This window comes from Campylobacter sp. RM9328 (genome assembly GCF_012978615.1).
Map to the genome: position 1 here is coordinate 64032 of NZ_LIWF01000003.1, position 18646 is coordinate 82677.

At 39.2% G+C, this 18646-nt stretch carries 14 protein-coding genes; 12 read left to right on the top strand and 2 right to left on the bottom strand.

What is annotated here, in order from left to right; all coding sequences use genetic code 11:
* The first annotated feature begins 55 nt into the window (after positions 1 to 55).
* The 12 genes from CCAL9328_RS02870 (at position 56) to CCAL9328_RS02925 (ending at position 15461) form a co-directional block, all read left to right on the top strand.
* Positions 56 to 2557, top strand: coding sequence for a molybdopterin-dependent oxidoreductase (locus CCAL9328_RS02870; RefSeq protein ID WP_169999952.1), 2502 nt, complete (start codon positions 56 to 58; stop codon positions 2555 to 2557).
* A 2-nt stretch (positions 2558 to 2559) separates the two neighbouring features.
* The gene (locus CCAL9328_RS02875; protein ID WP_169972541.1) at positions 2560 to 3117 is read left to right on the top strand and encodes a hypothetical protein; all 558 of its coding nucleotides are present in this window, start codon (positions 2560 to 2562) and stop codon (positions 3115 to 3117) included.
* Positions 3118 to 3255: 138 nt separating this feature from the next.
* Positions 3256 to 4329 carry an epoxyqueuosine reductase QueH gene (locus tag CCAL9328_RS02880; protein ID WP_169999953.1) on the top strand — a complete coding sequence of 358 codons (1074 nt, stop codon included), beginning with the start codon at positions 3256 to 3258 and terminating at the stop codon, positions 4327 to 4329.
* A gap of 128 nt (positions 4330 to 4457) precedes the next feature.
* Entirely contained in the window at positions 4458 to 4904 is a 447-nt protein-coding gene (gene fabZ, locus CCAL9328_RS02885) for a 3-hydroxyacyl-ACP dehydratase FabZ (protein WP_169972539.1), read from the top strand.
* Positions 4905 to 4923: 19 nt separating this feature from the next.
* Positions 4924 to 5712, top strand: coding sequence for an acyl-ACP--UDP-N-acetylglucosamine O-acyltransferase (lpxA, locus tag CCAL9328_RS02890; protein WP_169999954.1), 789 nt, complete (start codon positions 4924 to 4926; stop codon positions 5710 to 5712).
* The gene (gene clpX, locus CCAL9328_RS02895) at positions 5712 to 6944 is read left to right on the top strand and encodes an ATP-dependent Clp protease ATP-binding subunit ClpX (RefSeq protein ID WP_169999955.1); all 1233 of its coding nucleotides are present in this window, start codon (positions 5712 to 5714) and stop codon (positions 6942 to 6944) included. Before lpxA ends, clpX begins: the two co-directional genes overlap by 1 nt.
* A 9-nt stretch (positions 6945 to 6953) precedes the next feature.
* Entirely contained in the window at positions 6954 to 7991 is a 1038-nt protein-coding gene (locus tag CCAL9328_RS02900; protein ID WP_169937650.1) for a rod shape-determining protein, read from the top strand.
* On the top strand, positions 7981 to 8736 hold the full coding sequence (gene mreC, locus CCAL9328_RS02905; protein WP_169937649.1) for a rod shape-determining protein MreC: 756 nt from the start codon (positions 7981 to 7983) through the stop codon (positions 8734 to 8736). Before CCAL9328_RS02900 ends, mreC begins: the two co-directional genes overlap by 11 nt.
* Positions 8736 to 11993 (top strand): carbamoyl-phosphate synthase large subunit, encoded by a 3258-nt coding sequence (carB, locus tag CCAL9328_RS02910; protein ID WP_169999956.1) that lies wholly within the window; start codon positions 8736 to 8738, stop codon positions 11991 to 11993. The genes mreC and carB overlap by 1 nt, the downstream gene beginning before the upstream one ends.
* Before the next feature lie 105 nt (positions 11994 to 12098).
* The gene (locus CCAL9328_RS02915; RefSeq protein ID WP_169937645.1) at positions 12099 to 12701 is read left to right on the top strand and encodes a LysE/ArgO family amino acid transporter; all 603 of its coding nucleotides are present in this window, start codon (positions 12099 to 12101) and stop codon (positions 12699 to 12701) included.
* Positions 12702 to 12798: 97 nt separating this feature from the next.
* The gene (locus tag CCAL9328_RS02920; protein ID WP_169999957.1) at positions 12799 to 14775 is read left to right on the top strand and encodes a PDC sensor domain-containing protein; all 1977 of its coding nucleotides are present in this window, start codon (positions 12799 to 12801) and stop codon (positions 14773 to 14775) included.
* Positions 14772 to 15461, top strand: coding sequence for a response regulator transcription factor (locus tag CCAL9328_RS02925; protein ID WP_169937641.1), 690 nt, complete (start codon positions 14772 to 14774; stop codon positions 15459 to 15461). Before CCAL9328_RS02920 ends, CCAL9328_RS02925 begins: the two co-directional genes overlap by 4 nt.
* Positions 15462 to 15502: 41 nt before the next feature.
* Here the strand turns inward: CCAL9328_RS02925 and CCAL9328_RS02930 are convergent, their stop codons facing one another.
* Positions 15503 to 17953 (bottom strand): molybdopterin-dependent oxidoreductase, encoded by a 2451-nt coding sequence (locus CCAL9328_RS02930; RefSeq protein WP_169999958.1) that lies wholly within the window; start codon positions 17951 to 17953, stop codon positions 15503 to 15505.
* A 17-nt stretch (positions 17954 to 17970) separates the two neighbouring features.
* Complete coding sequence (locus tag CCAL9328_RS02935) at positions 17971 to 18546, bottom strand: hypothetical protein (RefSeq protein WP_169999959.1); 576 nt, start codon at positions 18544 to 18546, stop codon at positions 17971 to 17973.
* Between the last annotated feature and the right edge of the window lie 100 nt (positions 18547 to 18646).

Genomic DNA, 18646 nt, shown 5'->3' on the forward strand with positions numbered 1-18646 from the left:
AGTAACAGGTGTATAATCAAAAAATATACAAATTTTCGTAAATAAAGGAGAAGTAATGCAAAGACGAGAATTTTTAAGCGGTATGGCTGCCGCAACGGCTGTTGGAACAACCAGCTCAAGTGCAATAGACATCATAAGTAATTCTCTTATGAACGACGAGAGTGCAAGGATGACCGCGTCTCACTTTGGACCGTTAAGAGCTTTTGGTAAAAACGGTAGATTTGAAAGCGCAATGGACGCGAGCGAGCTTGATTTTTTCCCTGTAAGTCTTACTCAAGGCGTAGTTGCTAGAACTTACGATGATACTCGTATCGCAAAACCTAGCGTGCGCAAAGGCTATCTAAAAGATGGATATAAAAGTGACAAAAGCATGAGAGGAAAAGATGAGTGGGTTGAGGTTAGCTGGGATGAGGCGTATAAGCTAGTGGCAAACGAACTCAAACGCGTTTATAAAGAGCACGGATCAAGCGCGATATACGGCGGAAGCTACGGCTGGTATAGCGTAGGAAGCGTAAATAACCCACAAACGCTGCTAGGCAGGATGCTAAATATCTTAGGCGGATATACCACAAGAACTCTTACATACTCTACTCATGCGATACGGGCTATTATGCCTTACGTAAGCGGCACTGACGAGAGCGGTGCGTTGCAAACCGCTTGGCCTGTTATCTTAAAACATACAGAGCTAGTAGTCATCTGGGGCGCAGACCCAATAAATACAAACCAGATCGCATGGGGTGTGCCTGATCATGAGAGCTATATCTACTTTAGAAAACTTAAAGAGCAGATGGCTAAACGCGGCGTTAAAGTCATTGTAATAGACCCTGTTTACAACAACACTGCTGATTATCTAAATGCACAACATATCTCTGTAAACCCTACAACGGACGTTGCTTTAATGATGGCGATATGTTACGAGATGATGAAGCTTGGTAAGGCTGATGAAAATTTCTTGAAAAAATATACAAGCGGAGCGGAAGAATTTAAAAAATACCTAAATGGCGAAGCAGAAGACAAAACCGTCAAAGATGCAAAATGGGCGAGTAAAATTTGCGGCGTTAGCGAAAAAGAGATAAAAGAGCTTGCAAAAGTATTTGGCTCAAAACGAACCATGTTGATGGGCGGCTGGGGGCCTCAACGTGCTCATCATGGAGAGCAATTTCATTGGATGTTAACCGTTCTTGCTTGCTTTATAGGTCAGATCGGACTTCCAGGCGGTGGATATGGATTTGGCTATCATTACTCGGACGGAGGATGCCCAAGCCCTGCTGCTCCGGTAGGTAGCTCGCTAGCTCTTGCAAGCGGTAAAGCGGCAGGCTCTTCGGCGTTTCCGGGACTAGGAGCTATGAGCATAGTTCCTTCAAGCGAGGGAGAGTGGAAGAGCCGTGACAATATCGCGATACCTGTTTCTCGTATCCTAGATTGCATAAATAATCCCGGCAAAGAGATAGACTTTAACTGCAAAAAACTAACTTACCCTGAGTTGAAAATGGCTTACTGGGCAGGCGGTAACCCATACCATCATCACCCAGATACAAATTTAATGGCAAAAACATTTGAAAAGCTTGATACGTTTATCGTGCAAGACTGCTTTTGGACCGCAAGTGCTAGAATGGCAGATATCGTTCTACCTGCTGCTACCGAGCAAGAGCGCAACGACATAACAAAGTCACACACAAATAAATTTATAATCGCAATGCATAAGATAGCCGAGCCTTATGGAGAGGCGAAGTCTGATTATGAAATTTATAGCGGGATTTTAAAAGAATTCGGAGATAAAGAGCTAATGGCATTTACTGAGGGTAAAACCGAAATGGAGTGGATCAAGCACTTTTATAATACTTCAAAGAAAAAAGGCGACGAAAGCAACCTTGGCATGCCTGAATTTGATGAATTCTGGGCGAAGGGATATGTTGAGTTTAAGATACCGCAACACGCCTACGAGTATGTAAAACAAGCAGAATTTAGAAAAAACCCTATCATAAATCGCGTAGGAACTCCATCGGGCAAGATAGAGATAGTTTCTAAAAAGATCGCAAAAGCCGCCTATGCCGACTGCCCATTACATCCTACATGGATGGAACCGATGGAATGGATAGGTAACAAAACTGACAAATACCCTCTAAATTTAGTTAGCCCACACCCTAAATACCGCTTGCATAGCCAGCTAAACAATACATGGCTACGAAATTTAGAAGAGGTTAAAGGCAGAGAGCCCGTATGGATACATCCTGAGGACGCTAAAGCTAGAAAATTAAAATCAGGCGATATCGTTAAAGTATTTAACGATCGTGGAACCGTCCTTGCGGGTGTGATAGTCACAGAATTTGTTAAAAAAGGCGTGGTAAGAATTCAAGAAGGCGGCTGGTGGGATCCGGTGCTTGAAAAAGACGGAATTTGCGTTCATGGCAATGTAAACGTCTTAGTGCCAAACGAGCCTACTTCAAGCCTTGCATGCGGTAACCAGGCTACGGCACTCGTTCAAATAGAAAAATTTGAAGGCGAATTACCGAGCATTAAGGTGTTCTCGCAGCCTAAATTTAGCAAAAAGGCATAAGAATGAGAAAAATTTTAGCTACTTTAATCATAGCTAGTTTTGCTTGTGGAGCTGACTTATTTGTCGGCTCCATGACGCCTGTTTTAGATAAGGTAGGCGGCAAGGTTATAGCAGAGTTGCATGCTGGAGCGAAATTAAAGCAAATTTCACAAAACGGCGAATATGTAGAGGTTGAGTATGTCGGTTTTATCCCTGGTGAAAGCCCTATCGCATACGCTAGAGTAGGGGTTTTGGAGCAGGATATCAATGTAGGTGACATGAAAACTTTTAAAGTCATAAAAACACACAAGGACCCTTATGGCAACGAATGGGATGAAGTAAGTGTTAAAGGCTTTGTGAAAAAAGATACTTTAGTTGCCGACATAGATGTTGTTCACAAGGCAGGACAGGCGCTTTTTGAAGAAAGATGCGGCAGCTGTCACGCACTACATGCTTATGATGAATTTGGCGCAAATGTATGGCCAAGCGTGATCGAAACCATGATAAGCAACTCCGCACTAACCCCACAAGAAGTAGAGACGCTAAATCGCTTTTTGCAAAGCAAAGCTCCGATAGAGTAGTCGTCAAATTTAAGTGCGTTTTGTTATATGCAAGGCGCACTTCCTTTCATTAAGACAAAATAGTATAAAATTTCATAATGTAATTAAATTGTTATGGTTAAATTTGATAAATTTTAACCAAAAGATAAAAGGAAAAATTTGCTGGTTCATATTTGTTGCTCTGTTGATAGTCATTATTTTTTACGTCGTTTGCGAGCTGATTTCTCAAATGAGCGCCTAATAGGCTACTTTTACGACCCAAACATCCATCCGTATAGTGAGTATGTGATGCGTTTTTTGGATGTAAAACGCTCGTGCGATCAGATGGGTATAGAGCTTATCATGGGCGAATACGACTACGAGGCATGGCTTAGTGGTACAAAAGGGCTTGAAAATGAGCCTGAAAAGGGCAAGCGCTGCGTTTATTGTTTTGAATTTCGTGTTGGAAATTCGGCTAAAAAAGCTGTTGAACTTGGCGAAAAGTCGATCACGACCACACTTTTGATGAGCCCTAAAAAGGACTTTATACAGCTTGAAAATGCCCTAAATAATGCTGTCAGAGGATATGATCTAACGGCGGTTGCGATTGATTATAGAAAAAATGGTGGAACAAACGAGCAGTTTGAGCTAGCCAAAAAAGATAAGCTTTATCATCAAAACTACTGTGGCTGTGTATTTGGACTATCAAGGCAAAGAGAGACTCAAAAACTGCCGGTGTCAGAGCTTATGAGTGAAATTAACGGACGAATTTTGCCAGGAAGCATAGGGGAGCGTTTGAAGCTTTACGAAAGGGTAAGAGAGTGTGAGAGTAGCGGTGTGAAATTTCATCTTTCGCGCAAATATTTTTTAAACTACCGCTTGCTTCGCGCTTATGTAAAATTTAACAACTCCATCTTGCCAAGCTTCTTTTTTTTATACTCAAATTTTAAAAGAGAAAATGTAAAATTTAGCCTAAATGAAACGGCTGAAATTTGCGATGAATTACGAGATGGCGTTACGCTTTTAAGTCTTAAACGATTTAATAAACTAAGCAAAAAAAATTATAAAAACGTAATCGAAATTTGTAAACATCCACTAGATATCAATGACGAGTTAAGTTTGCGCCGTGAAATTTGCGGTGACTTTAGTCAAAATCCGATCATTATCTTAGATGAAATTCACGCAGGAAGGTATGAAATTTATGCTAAAAACGTTACTTATAACGACAGCCGTGAAATTTTATCGCTTGAATAAAAACAAAGATCTGTCGTAAAATTTACCTAAAAGAAATTTTATAAATTTTTAAATTTCTTGGCAATAAACTTGGTATTAGTAAAAATTTGCTAAAATCTATGAAAAATTTTTACTTAAAAGGTCTTTTAGTGATAGATGTAGTTCAAATTCAAAAAATTCTTCCGCATAGATTTCCGTTTTTGCTTATCGATAGAGTTACTGCGATAGAGCCTGCTAAAAATATCATTGCCTATAAAAACGTAACGATAGGTGAGCCGATATTTCAAGGACACTTTCCGGGTCATCCGATATACCCTGGCGTTATGATAATCGAAGGCATGGCGCAAGCCGGCGGCGTGTTGGCGTTTAAAAGCATGAGCGACGAACATCAAGCCGGTATCGAAAATAAAGTTGTTTATTTCATGAGTATAGACGGTGCTAAATTTCGCCATCCCGTAAAACCGGGAGATCGTTTGGAATACCGCCTAAATGTTTTAAAACATAAAGGAAATATCTGGGTGCTTGAAGGCAAGGCGTATGTTGATGACGTGCTTTGTGCAGAGGCTGAATTAAAGGCGATGATAGTCGATAAGTAATTTAAAGGCAAAAAGTATCATGAAAAAAATTCATCAAACAGCAGTGGTTGAAGATGGCGCGATAATAGGCGAAGACGTAAATATCGAAGCCTATGCTTATGTTAGCTCAAAAGCTGTTTTGGGCGACGGTGTTACCATAAAACAAGGTGCAAGGATAATCGGCAACACAAAAATAGCCGATGGCGGACGTATTTTTAGTTACGCTATCGTAGGAGATATCCCGCAAGATATTAGCTATCATGATGAGGAAAATACCGGCGTGATAATTGGCAAAAATGCTACGATACGCGAATTTTGCACGATAAATTCAGGAACTCACAAAGGCGATGGCATAACTCGTATCGGCGATAACGCTTTTATAATGGCGTATTGTCATATCGCGCACGACTGCGTGATAGGCAATAACGTTATCCTGGCAAATAACGCAACACTGGCGGGACATGTGGAAATGGGTGATTATGCTGTTGTAGGCGGGCTAACGCCTGTTCATCAATTTGTCAAAATAGGCGAAAGTTGCATGATAGCAGGAGCTAGTGCTTTATCTCAAGATGTGGTTCCGTTTTGTTTGGCCGAAGGAAACCGTGCTTATATTAGAAGTTTAAATTTAGTCGGAATTCGCAGACGTTTTGCAAAAGAGCAGGTTGAAGAGCTTGTAAAGGCTTATAAATTTTTATTTAACCAAGGTGTAAGTATAAAAGACCAAGCAAATGAGCTTATCGTAAAAACAAGTGACGAAAATGTCAAAAAAATGTGTAACTTTATAATAAATACGGCAAGAGGAATTCCGCTTGCAAAAGGAAGAGATTGATGGCGAGAAAGTGTAATTTTTGTGGCGAAAATGAGTCAAACGAACGTCGTTTGCTAACTGATATTGCCGGCAATGCGTTTATATGCGAGTATTGTATAAGCGCTGCTTATAATATGATATACGGCGATACCAGTATCGACACAAAAGAAGAAAGTGAAGAAATTCAGTATCAAAATTTAACTCCAAAAGAACTAAAATCAGTCCTTGATAGTTATGTCGTAGGTCAAGATAGGGCTAAAAAGGTTTTTAGCGTTGGTGTTTATAATCACTATAAAAGAATTTTTAAACAAGGCGAGATAGAAGACGACACTGAAATTTCAAAGTCAAATATCTTACTTGTAGGACCAACAGGAAGTGGCAAAACTTTGATGGCGCAGACTTTAGCGAAATTTCTTGATGTTCCTATCGCGATATGTGACGCAACAAGCCTTACTGAGGCTGGATACGTTGGCGAAGATGTCGAAAATATCCTTACTCGTCTTCTTCAAGCCGCAAACGGCGATGTTAAAAAAGCTGAAAAGGGTATAGTTTTTGTCGATGAGATAGACAAGATCGCCAGGATGAGTGAAAACCGAAGTATAACACGTGATGTTTCAGGCGAGGGTGTGCAGCAAGCTCTTCTTAAGATCATTGAGGGAAGTGTTGTAAATATCCCACCAAAAGGCGGTAGAAAACATCCTAACCAAGACTTTATACAAATCGACACTACAAATATTTTATTTGTTTGCGGCGGTGCATTTGACGGACTTTTGGATATCATCGAAAGACGCGTTGGTAAAAATGTCTTAGGTTTTAACCAAGAAAAACGGACAAAAAGTGAAAAAGAGGATCTTTTAGGACTTCTTGAGCCTGATGATTTGGTGCATTTTGGACTTATCCCTGAGCTTATCGGACGTTTGCACGTGGTAGCTACATTAAATGAGATTACAAAAGAAGATATGGTTAAAATTTTAACCGAGCCTAAAAATTCGATACTAAAACAGTATCAAAAACTGTTTGCTATCGATGGTGTTGCTTTGAAATTTGACGATGATGCCTTGTCTGAAATCGCCTCTTTGGCGATCGAGAGAAAAACCGGCGCGCGCGGACTTAGAAGTATAATGGAAGAGATAATGACGGATGTTATGTATGATCTGCCTGAATTAAGAGATTATGAGGTGGTCATATCAAAAGAAGTTGTAAAAGATGGTGTAAAGCCGATTTTTATAAAACAAAATAAAAAAAGCGCGTAAAGGAAGTAAATGTTTTTAGATCAACTGATAGGGTTTTTTTCAAGCGATATGGGTATCGACCTTGGTACGGCAAACACCCTTGTGCTTGTTAAAGATAAGGGGATTATTATAAATGAACCTTCAGTAGTTGCGGTTCGTCGTGAAAAATACGGGAAACAAAAAATTCTAGCCGTAGGACATGCGGCAAAAGAGATGGTTGGTAAAACTCCTGGTGATATAGAGGCGATTCGTCCGATGAGAGACGGTGTTATCGCTGACTTTGATATGACTGAGAAAATGATACGCTACTTTATAGAAAAGACGCATAAAAGAAAGAGCTTTATCCGCCCTCGCATAATCATCTCCGTGCCTTACGGTCTTACTCAAGTAGAAAGAAAGGCTGTCAGAGAGAGTGCGCTAAGTGCCGGTGCTAGAGAGGTATTTTTGATAGAAGAACCTATGGCTGCAGCCATAGGAGCAAATTTACCGGTTCGTGAGCCGCAAGGAAGCCTTATAGTAGATATCGGTGGTGGAACAACCGAGATAGGCGTAGTATCTCTTGGAGGACTAGTTATAAGCAAGTCTATCCGCACTGCAGGAGATAAGATAGATACAAGTATAGTAAACTATATAAAAGAAAAATACAACTTGCTTATCGGAGAAAGAACGGGTGAAGAGATCAAAATCGGTGTCGGCTCTGCCATTCAGCTAGATAAGGAACTAACGGTAGTAGTAAAAGGTCGCGACCAGGTTAGCGGACTTTTAAGCCGCGTAGAGCTAACTAGCGAAGATGTAAGAGAGGCTATGAGAGAGCCTCTTAAAGAGATAGCCGATGCGTTAAAAACCGTTCTTGAGATGATGCCGCCTGATCTTGCGGGTGATATCGTTGAAACAGGTATAGTCTTGACCGGAGGTGGTGCGCTTATACGCGGACTTGACAAATATCTTTCTGATATCGTTAAACTTCCTGTTTTTGTTGCAGATGAGCCGTTGCTTGCGGTTGCGCACGGAACCGGAAAAGCACTAGAAGAGATAAGTTTGCTTCAGCAGCTAATAAATGAAGACTAAGATTACTCTTTTTGCTTTAATCGCACTACTTATTGTATTTTCCGTTTATAAAGGCGGAATTTTTACAAATTTGTCGGTTAAAGCGAGTAATTATGTTATAAATTTTTATGATGATATCGCAAAAAATTTAAAAGATAAGATAAATGAACATTTTAGGCAAGTTGCCGAGATTAAAAGCCTAAGAGAGCAAAATGCCGAGCTTGAAAGATCGGCAATGCTTCTTAGCACCTTCGCAAACGAGCTAAATGAAATTTTAAAAGATAAAAACGCAACTGCTTACGCCCCTAAAGTTCGTCTTGTAAAGGGGTTAAGTTATGCTAATATCGGGGATTATAATAAAATTTGGATAACCGAATTTGAAGGATATGATCCAAATAAAATTTACGGTCTTATATACCAAGGAAAAAGTGCAGGTGTTGTGATACAAAAGGACGGCAAACCGCTTGCCTTGCTTCAAAACGACCCAAAGAGTCTATTTTCCGTTTATATAGGCAACGACAAAATTCCAGGTATCGCGCATGGTAATAAAAATGGAATTTTGATCAAATTTATACCTCAATGGCTAAGACCAAAGATCGGCGATGAGGTCTTTACTAGCGGTCTTGACGGAGCATTTTTTAGCGGAGTACCTGTTGGAAAAGTGTCTGAAATTTTTGATGAGAGTTTATACCAAAGCGTTTTAGTCGAGCCTTATGCTCAGATTAATATACCAAGTTATTTATATGTTGTTACAAAGGAAAGATAATGCCAAGAAGAGATGATGTTAAAACGATTTTGCTTATAGGTTCGGGTCCGATCGTTATCGGTCAGGCTTGTGAGTTTGACTACAGCGGCACACAGGCTGCTAAAACGCTTAAAGAGCTTGGATATCGCGTTGTATTAATAAACTCAAATCCGGCTACGATCATGACTGATCCTGATTTTGCCGATGCGACTTATGTTGAACCTATAACAAAAGAGAGTATAAAACGCATCATAGACAGAGAAAATGTCGATGCTATCTTGCCTACGATGGGTGGTCAAGTTGCTCTTAATGTTGCCATGGAGCTTTATGAGGCAAATATGCTAGGAGATGTCAAATTTCTTGGCGCAAACCCTGAGGCTATAAAAAAAGGCGAAGATAGACAAATTTTTAAAGAAGCTATGAAAAAGATCGGCATGGATCTTCCTAAAAGCCACTATGCTCACAGTTTTCAAGAGGCATTAGATGCGGCAAATGATATCGGCTTTCCTATCATTATAAGGGCGTCGTTTACTCTTGGTGGAGCAGGAAGCGGCGTAGCGTATAATATAGACGAATTTAAAGAGCTTGCTCAGCTTGGACTTGAGGCCTCTCCTATACATGAAATTCTTATTGAAGAGAGTTTACTTGGTTGGAAAGAGTATGAGATGGAAGTTATAAGAGATAGAAACGACAACTGTATTATAGTTTGTTCTATCGAAAACTTCGATCCTATGGGTGTTCATACCGGAGATAGTATCACGGTAGCTCCTGCGCTTACGCTAACAGATAAAGAGTATCAAGTTATGCGCGATGCCTCTTTTGCTATACTTCGCGAGATAGGTGTTGATACGGGTGGCTCAAATGTCCAGTTTGCTATACATCCAAAAACAGGTCGAATGATCGTTATAGAGATGAACCCACGCGTTTCACGTTCTTCTGCTCTTGCTAGTAAGGCTACGGGCTATCCTATAGCAAAAGTTGCTACTCTTTTGGCGGTTGGATTTAGCCTTGATGAGATAAAAAATGACATTACAGGAACTCCTGCTAGCTTTGAACCTGTGATCGATTATATCGTTACTAAAATTCCTCGCTTTACATTTGAAAAATTTCCAGGCTCTAACCCTTATCTTGGCACGGCAATGAAGTCTGTTGGCGAAGTTATGGCAATAGGCAGGACATTTAAGGAGAGTATCCAAAAGGCGCTTTGTTCTATGGAGCGTGATTTGAGCGGATTTAACTCTTTAAATTTAGATAAAAATGCACTCATATACGGTCTTAGAAATGCAAATGAAAATAGAATTTTAATGATAGCCGAAGCTTACAGACAAGGCTTTAGCTTAGAAGAAATTCATGAATTTAGCAAGATCGATCCTTGGTTTTTGGATCAAATTCATCAAATAGTAAAATTTGAAGACAAGATCGATATGGATATATTAAATGACGCAAATTTGCTTAGAGAAGCCAAAACTATGGGTTTTTCGGATAAGATGATAGCGCATTTGATAAATGAAAAAGACAACCTTGAACTTAGTCAAAATGATATTTATTTCGCTCGCGAAAAGCTTGGTATAAGCCTTGAATACAACGAAGTCGATACTTGTGCGGGAGAATTTAAAGCCCTAACGCCTTATCTTTACTCTACTACAAATATCACCCAGAGCAAGCAGGCTAAAGCTGCTACTAGCGATAAAAAAGTCATGATAATAGGCGGTGGTCCAAACCGCGTCGGACAAGGCATAGAGTTTGACTATTGTTGTGTGCACGCAAGTTATGCATTGCGTGATCTTGGTATAAAAACGATAATGTATAACTGCAACCCAGAAACCGTCTCAACCGACTATGATACAAGCGATATACTTTATTTTGAGCCGATTGATTTTGAGCATGTAAGAAGTGTTATAGAGTGCGAAAAGCCTGACGGTGTTATAGTTCATTTTGGAGGACAAACTCCTCTTAAATTTGCTAAACGCTTGACTATAACTGGAGCAAAGATAATAGGCACAAGCGCAAGAACCATAGATGTTGCCGAAGACAGAAAGAAATTTAGCGAATTTATCGATAAGATAGGTGTTAAACAGCCTAAAAACGATACCGCTACAAGTGAAAAAGAGGCTATCGAAAAGGCAGCTGCGATAGGGTATCCCGTGCTTGTTCGTCCAAGCTATGTATTAGGCGGTAGAGCGATGAGAAGAGTTCATAGTGAGGCGGAGCTAAAAGAGTATATGAATGAGGCAGTTCAGGTTAGCAACAACTCTCCCGTGTTGCTTGATAAATTTTTACAAGATGCAACAGAGCTTGATGTAGACGCGATAAGTGACGGTAAAGATGTCTATATTGGTGCGATAATGGAGCACATAGAGGAGGCAGGCATCCACTCCGGAGATAGCGCTTGTATCTTGCCTGCGATGAGTTTAAGTAAGGAGATGATAGATAAAGTCCGTGCTCAAACTCGTGATATAGCTTTAAATTTAGGCGTTATCGGACTTATGAATATCCAGTTTGCGATCTATGAAAATGAGCTTTATATGATCGAGGTAAACCCAAGAGCAAGTAGAACCGTGCCTTTTGTAAGCAAGACTACGGGCATACCGATGGCAAAGGTTGCAACCAGGGTTATGTGGCAGGGAAATTTACGTGAAGCACTTAAATTCTACGACAGTTACGGTGTTTTAACACAAGAAGACGGAATTTTATTACCAAATATCAAAAATCATGTTTGTGTTAAAGAGGCGGTATTTCCGTTTAATAAGCTAACGGGTGCTGACTTAATCCTTGGGCCTGAGATGAAATCAACAGGCGAAGTAATGGGTATAAGTCCTGATTTTGCTAGAAGTTTTGTTAAGAGCCAGATAGCTGCTAGCAACTGCTTGCCTACAAGCGGAACTGTATTTTTAACCTTAGCCGATGCCGATAAGCCTTATGCAAGTGAGCTAGCAAGAGATCTTATCAAGCTTGGATTTAACATAACGGCAACCGGTGGAACGCATAAAATTTTAAACGAAAACGGCATAAAAGCGGAATTTGTATATAAGATCAGCGAAAGTCGTCCAAATATCGAAGATAAGCTTAAAAACGGCGATATCGCACTTGTGATAAACACAAGCGATAGCAAATCAAATGCCGATGACGGTAAAAAAATTCGCCAAAATGTTTTGAGATTTAAGATACCGTATTTTACCACGATGCGTGCGGCACTTGCGGCCGCTAAGTCGATCAAAAGCGTTCAAGACGGCTCGGCTTACGAAGTAAGATCACTTCAAGAATATCTTAAAAATTAATCAAATTTATGGTCTAGGCTATGGCTTAGACCATAAATTTGATCTCATTTTAAGCGTTTATATACATCGAAATTTGGCGTAAAACTGCGCTTTTAAGGGTTTTTTATGGATGCTTTTATATCCGGATTTCTTACTAGTTTATCACTTATACTTGCTATCGGAGCGCAAAATGCCTTTGTGCTAAAGCAGGGCATCAAAAAAGAATTTGTATTTTTAGTTTGTATTATTTGTGCTATGTCAGACGCTATTTTGATAGTAGCAGGAGTTGGCGGCTTTGGCTATATGACGCAAAAATTTAGCTACTTAGAAAGTGTTGCTAGATATGGTGGTGGGGCATTTTTGTTTGTTTACGGGATAAAAAGCTTTTATAGCGCATATAAGATGACGCACGCCCTAAAGCCACAAAGTTTTGCTACTGCGTCACTTACAAAAACAGCTCTTTTAACACTCGCATTTACTTGGCTAAACCCGCATGTTTATCTTGATACCGTTATGCTCATTGGCTCTGTTTCTACTAAATTTGGCACCAATGCAAACATCTTTGGAGCAGGTGCCGTAAGTGCGTCGTTTGTATTTTTCTTTTCGCTTGGATACGGTGCTAGACTTTTAGCCCCATTTTTTGAAAAGGCGGTGGCATGGAAAATTTTAGAATTTATAGTAGGCGTGATAATGTTAGCACTTGCATTCATGCTTGTTTTTAGTGTTTAAATTTAAAATAAAGTCAATATCTTAACCAAACAACGCTTTTGTGTATTTTGCTTTGTTTGAGTAAGTAAATTTATCTTAAAAATCCTATAATGCTATAATGAAATTTAAACAGGTAATTTTTTATTTTTTAGCTATTCTTGCCGTTGGTTATTTTTATTTAGTCTATACAAATTATGATGAAAATAAAAAATATACATACAATGTAGCAGTTGCTAGTCAAGTTACGACCGTTCAAAAATACAAAGCCATTATCAACGAGAGGATAGAGCAGCAAAAGAGACTGCTTGAAGAGACGGCTAGATTTATAGAAACAAAAGAGTATGCGACAGATTATGACACTATAAAAGGCGTGCTTAATATCATAGCTAGGACGACAGGATTTTTGGCTGTGTATTCCGGTTATATAGATACGTATAAATTTATCGCCAGTAATAATATCGAACCGCAATATAACTTTTCAAACCGCCCTTGGTTTATAGCGGCAAAGAAAAATATGGCAACTGGGTTTACCGAGCCTTATGTTGATAGGCTACTTAATATATATGTTATCTCGGTATCTACGCCGCTTTTTAAAAATGGTAAATTTATCGGTGTTTTGACGGCTGATTTGGATTTTGAAATTTTTCAAAAAGAGCTTGCAACGCTTTTTCCGCTTTCAAATGGTTCGGCATTTTTGATGGTAAACGGCAAAAATGCACTGGATAAAATGGGTCAAATTTTAGACTTTGATAGTATCGAAGTAAAAAATGCACTAAAAACCATATCTAAAAAAAGAGAGGGAAATGAGCAAATTTTTATAAAAAACAAGCCATATATTTTTGTCTATGATACATTGGCAAATAGCGACTGGATATTAGTTAGCGTGTTGGATGAGACGATGATTTATAAGCAGGTTAATAAAAAGACATTGCGAGATCTGGGTATATTTTTGGCATTAGTGCTTTTTGGGGTTTACGCATTTGTTGCTATTTATATCGCACAGCGAAAATTTTACAAGAGCAAGCATTTGTTAAATCTTTTTTCTAAAAACCCTATCGGTGGACTTGTTATAACTGATCGCGCCGGCAATATCGCCTTTATAAATAAAGAATTTGAAAAGATTTTCGGACTAAAATTTAAGGCAAATATCGGCAAAAACCTAAAAGAGCTTCCGGATATCTTCTATCAAAATCAAAACATGCAAGATATATTTGAGCAAATTACAAATAACCCTAAAAAAAGTTTTGGCTTAACTTTAAAAAAAGACGAGTTGTTTTATAAGGTCGAATTTTTACCGCTTTTGGATAAATACAGTGTTTTTGACGGAGTATTTATCATGGCTCACGATGTTACGCATGAGATAGATTTGGAACAAAATAAGCAAAAACAAGAGCAAATTTTATTACAAAATTCCAAAATGGTTGCTCTTGGCGAGATGGTAAGCGCGATATCTCATCAGTATAAACAACCCCTTAATACCCTTTTGCTTTTAGCAAGCGACACGCAAGAGCTACTTAGCGGCATGAGTGCTAATGAAAAAGCTTTAAAAAATATATTAAATATGCGTATGAATATCGACCTGATGAACGAAACGATAGATGTTTTTAGGAATTTTTATAAAGAGGATTTTTGTGAAAAAAGTTTTGATCTGATTGACGTAATGGACGATGTTTTATATATTTGTAGGCCTCAACTTCAGGTAAAAAATATAAAGTTAAATTTTATTTATGATGATGAGGAACATCAGATCACAAGCTATCCGACATATGTTAAACATGTTTTAATGAATATCATCATAAACGCAAAAGACGAGCTTGTTAAAAAGGCTATGCGATGTGATTTTGAGCCATATATCACGGTGACATTAAGACAGGATCGGCAAAAATTTACGATCGGCATAGAGGATAATGCCGGCGGTATTGATAAGAATTTGGCTAAACAGATATTTGAGCCGTTTTTTACAACAAAAGGTGGCGAAGGCACCGGCATGGGGCTTTATCTTTGCAAGTTGATATTTGAGAAAAAACTACGTGGCGATATAAAGCTCGTTAGTGCCGCAAACCCGACAAAATTTGAGATAGAGTTACTAAAATGAATACAATATTTAAAGAACTTAGTCATATAAACGTGCTTTTGGTTGAGGATGATTTGCATCTGCGAGATGTTATAAAAGAGCTTGTCGAGCCTTATGTGGGGCAAATTTTTAAAGCGCAAAACGGCAAAGATGGACTCGAGATTTTTAGTCAAAATGATATAAATTTGATCATAACCGATATAAATATGACTTCCATGAATGGCATAAAGATGGTAAAACACATTAGAAAACTTGATGAGCAAACTCCGATAATATTTATCACAGCCTATGATACCGATGAAAATTTACAAAATTTAATAACCATACAAAACAGCAGTCTTTTAAAAAAGCCATTTGATAAACAGCAGTTATTAATCACCATGCTAATGGTTAGCAAAAACGGTATAAAGGCGCTAGAGCGCTTAAATTTAGGGCAAGGCTTTAGCTATGATATCCAAAGTAGAACTCTTTATAGCGGCGATGAAAACATCGCACTAACTAAAACAGAGCAACGACTCTTGCATATACTAGCGATAAATAAAGACCGAGTGGTATCCTTTGAAATGATAGAAAATTTCACATGGAGCGGCAAGGTCGCGTCGTTTGACACTATGAGAAATTATATAAACAAACTACGCAACAAAACTTATGCAACACTTATTAAAAACATTCAAGGGATCGGTTATAAATTATCACTTTGCGAGTAGTTTAGTGGCGGAAGATGTCCGAGAAGACTCGGACATTAAAATTACATTTTAGGCTTTGAGAAGACCTTGATTTTAGGTGCTGTGCCTGTGAATTTTTCTATATTTACAAGCGCGGTATGCGATATGTTGCCTTGCGCTAGTTTTGATGTGCCTTTGTCGATAGTTAAGACATTGACATCACCGTGAACACACATGCTACCTATCTCGCCCGGATCTTGCGGATCATACCATGCGCCTTCTGCTACACATACAACATCTTTTCTAATATCATCCGTCACAACTGCACCGCAAAGAATTTTACCGCGTTTTGACGACACAAGAACCAAATCCCCGTCAACTATGCCTTTTTCTTTTGCATTTTCCGGATTTATCAAGACAGGCTCGCGCTCGTTTACTTCATACACTTTACGCAAGATGGTGTTGTTTAGTTGAGAGTGTAGTCTGTGTCTTGGGTGCGGCGATATTAGGTGGTATGGGAAATCCTTAGTAGCGTTTCCTAGCCATTCTACCGGTTCGTAAAATTTAGCATAACCTTCGCAGTCGTCATATCCGTAAGATGCAACCTTTTTGGAGAAAATTTCTATCCTGCCGGATGGAGTTCCTAGTTGATTTTCTATCGGGTCTTCAACAAATTCTTTAAATGCAACATAGTCGTCCCCGCCTTGTTCCATTTTTGTAAATTCATAATAGCCCTTCTCCCAAAATGCCTCAAATTTAGGTAGCTCTATAGCTTTGGCAACAGCTTGTTCCATGGCTTGCTCGTAGAAGTATTTTGCCCAGCCTTTAGCATCTCTACCTTCGGTAAATAGATCTTTTCTGCCGAATTTATCGGCTATATCGGTAAAGATATCATAATCAGCTTTTGACTCGCCAACAGGCTCTATGCCTTTTTTAAGTGCGATAAGACCTGTTTTGGACTCGGAGCCAACAACGCTTATGTCGTCACGCTCTATCTCTGTGCAAGCAGGAAGAACGATGTCTGCCATGCGTGAGCTGGCAGTCCAGTATGGGTCTTGGTTGATGATAACTTCCGGTTTCTGCCATGCTTTTATCATTTTGTTGCGGTCTTGATGATGGTGCATCGGGTTACCGCCTGCCCAGTAGATAAGCTTAATATCGGCAAATTCTACCTTTGTGCCATTATAATCTATGCTCTTGCCCGGATTTAGTAGCATGTCTGAAATTTTAGCTACAGGTATCGCTTTGTTTGAGAAGCTTTGCTCAAACGAGCTTGTATCGTTGCCTGTTCCTGCATTATAAGTCATCGGCTTGCCTACTGTTATGCCTGGTATTGAAACGCCAACACGCTCTGTCGAGCCGACATTACCGTCACCGTGGTAGCTTGCACCGCATCCGCCGCCGTTTTTGCCTATTTGTCCAAGCATGGCAGTTAGTGTAAATACAGCCCAGTTTCCCATCTCGCCGTGGTCTTGTCTTTGTAGTGACCAGCCAGGCATGATCATGGTTGTTGTTTTAGCCATGGTTTGAGTTAGTTCTTTGATCTCTTTTTCACTAATGCCTGTGATCTTACTAGCCCAAGCCGGGTCCTTCTTTACTCCATCACTTTTGCCTGTAAAATAATCTTTAAATTTATCAAATCCAACCGTATATCTCTCGATAAAATTTTTATCATAAAGACCTGTTTCATATAGATGATAACACATTGCAACCATGAGCGCGACGTCTGTGTTTGGTATGATTTTTATATTTTTAGCATCAAAAAATTTATCACTGTCTGTGCGCAAAGGATTTATCGAGATGACTTTTAGTTTGCCCTCTTTTACGGAGTTTTTAATTTTTACAAATCCATCATAAGACTTATGCGCGGGCACGTCCCAGTTTATCTGTGTGGTGCGCACTAGATCGCAACCTATGAGCACGAGAGTTTGCGTATGTTTTGCGATATTATCCAAGCTTGTGTGTCTAAAATAATGGTTTGTTCCCATTACTATCGGTGTTACGACGGAGATTGCACCGGTAGAGTAAGTTCCCTTGCTATCTACAAAGCCGCCGGTTAAATTTAACATTCTTTTTAATAGAGTTTGCGGGTTATTTAGGTTGCCTATACCAAACCAGCCGTAGCTTCCGGCATATATGCTTTCTGGACCGAAATCCCTCTGGCATCTTGCGATCTCTTCGTAGATGATTTGATTTACTTTTTCCCAGCTTACGCGCACAAATTTATCTTTGCCACGCATGGTAGTGTCGCTTTTGTGACGATCTTTTAAAAATCCTTCTCTAACATAGGGATAAAGCACGCGAGTTTCATCGTATGTTCTGCTGCGAACAGCTTTGTTCATTAGAGGTGGATTTGAATCAAAGCTTAGTGGCTCAACTTCCGTTAGCTTGCCATCTTCGATAGTCGCTTCAAGTGGACCCCAGTGTGTGGCTGTTGTTACCTTTTTGCTATTGCTTAAAATTTTAGCACTTGATAGCATTGGTGCAGCTGTTACGCCTAACGCCATTCCCTTTAGAAAATTTCGTCTTTGCATTTTTCTTCCTTTCGTGGTTATTTGTTTGATTTGTCTAACAGTTTGTATTGCAAGTATGAGCCGACAAGTCTTGTTTCGTCTTTGTTAAGACCTGCTCTGTCGCTCATGGTTTTTACGACATTTGGCCATTGGTTTATGGTGTATTCATCTATCGCTTTTGCAACATGACAGCTGCCACAACGAAGATAAAGATCCTCTTCGGCCTCCCATAAACCATCTTTTGTGTTTTTGATAACACTTGGGTCTTTTATGTTGAAGCTAAGCTCTATATTTTTCCATTTGACGCCATACTCATCTTCTTTTTCTGATATGATTTTTAAATTTTTAACAGATTCGCCAGTGATCCTTGCAAGCTTTATCCTATCCATGTCATTATAAAACAAAATATATTCATTGCCGCTCATTACCGATGCGCTTACTTTGTATTTGCTTCCGTCTTTTTGGACATGAGTGCCTTTATATAATGTGCCTGCTTCTTTGTCATCTATCAAGATCTCGGTATCTGCTCCTGCTATATCAAGTCCTAGCATGAAATTTGGCATACAGCAAAGTAAAAATGCCGCAGCGACTGATCTTAGCTTGTTTTTATCCATTTACTACTCTCCTTTGTTGTTAAATTAAGAAATCATTTTAATACAAAAGTATAAAAAAAGTATAATATTTTCAAGCGCACTTGTTTAAATTTTATTTGTT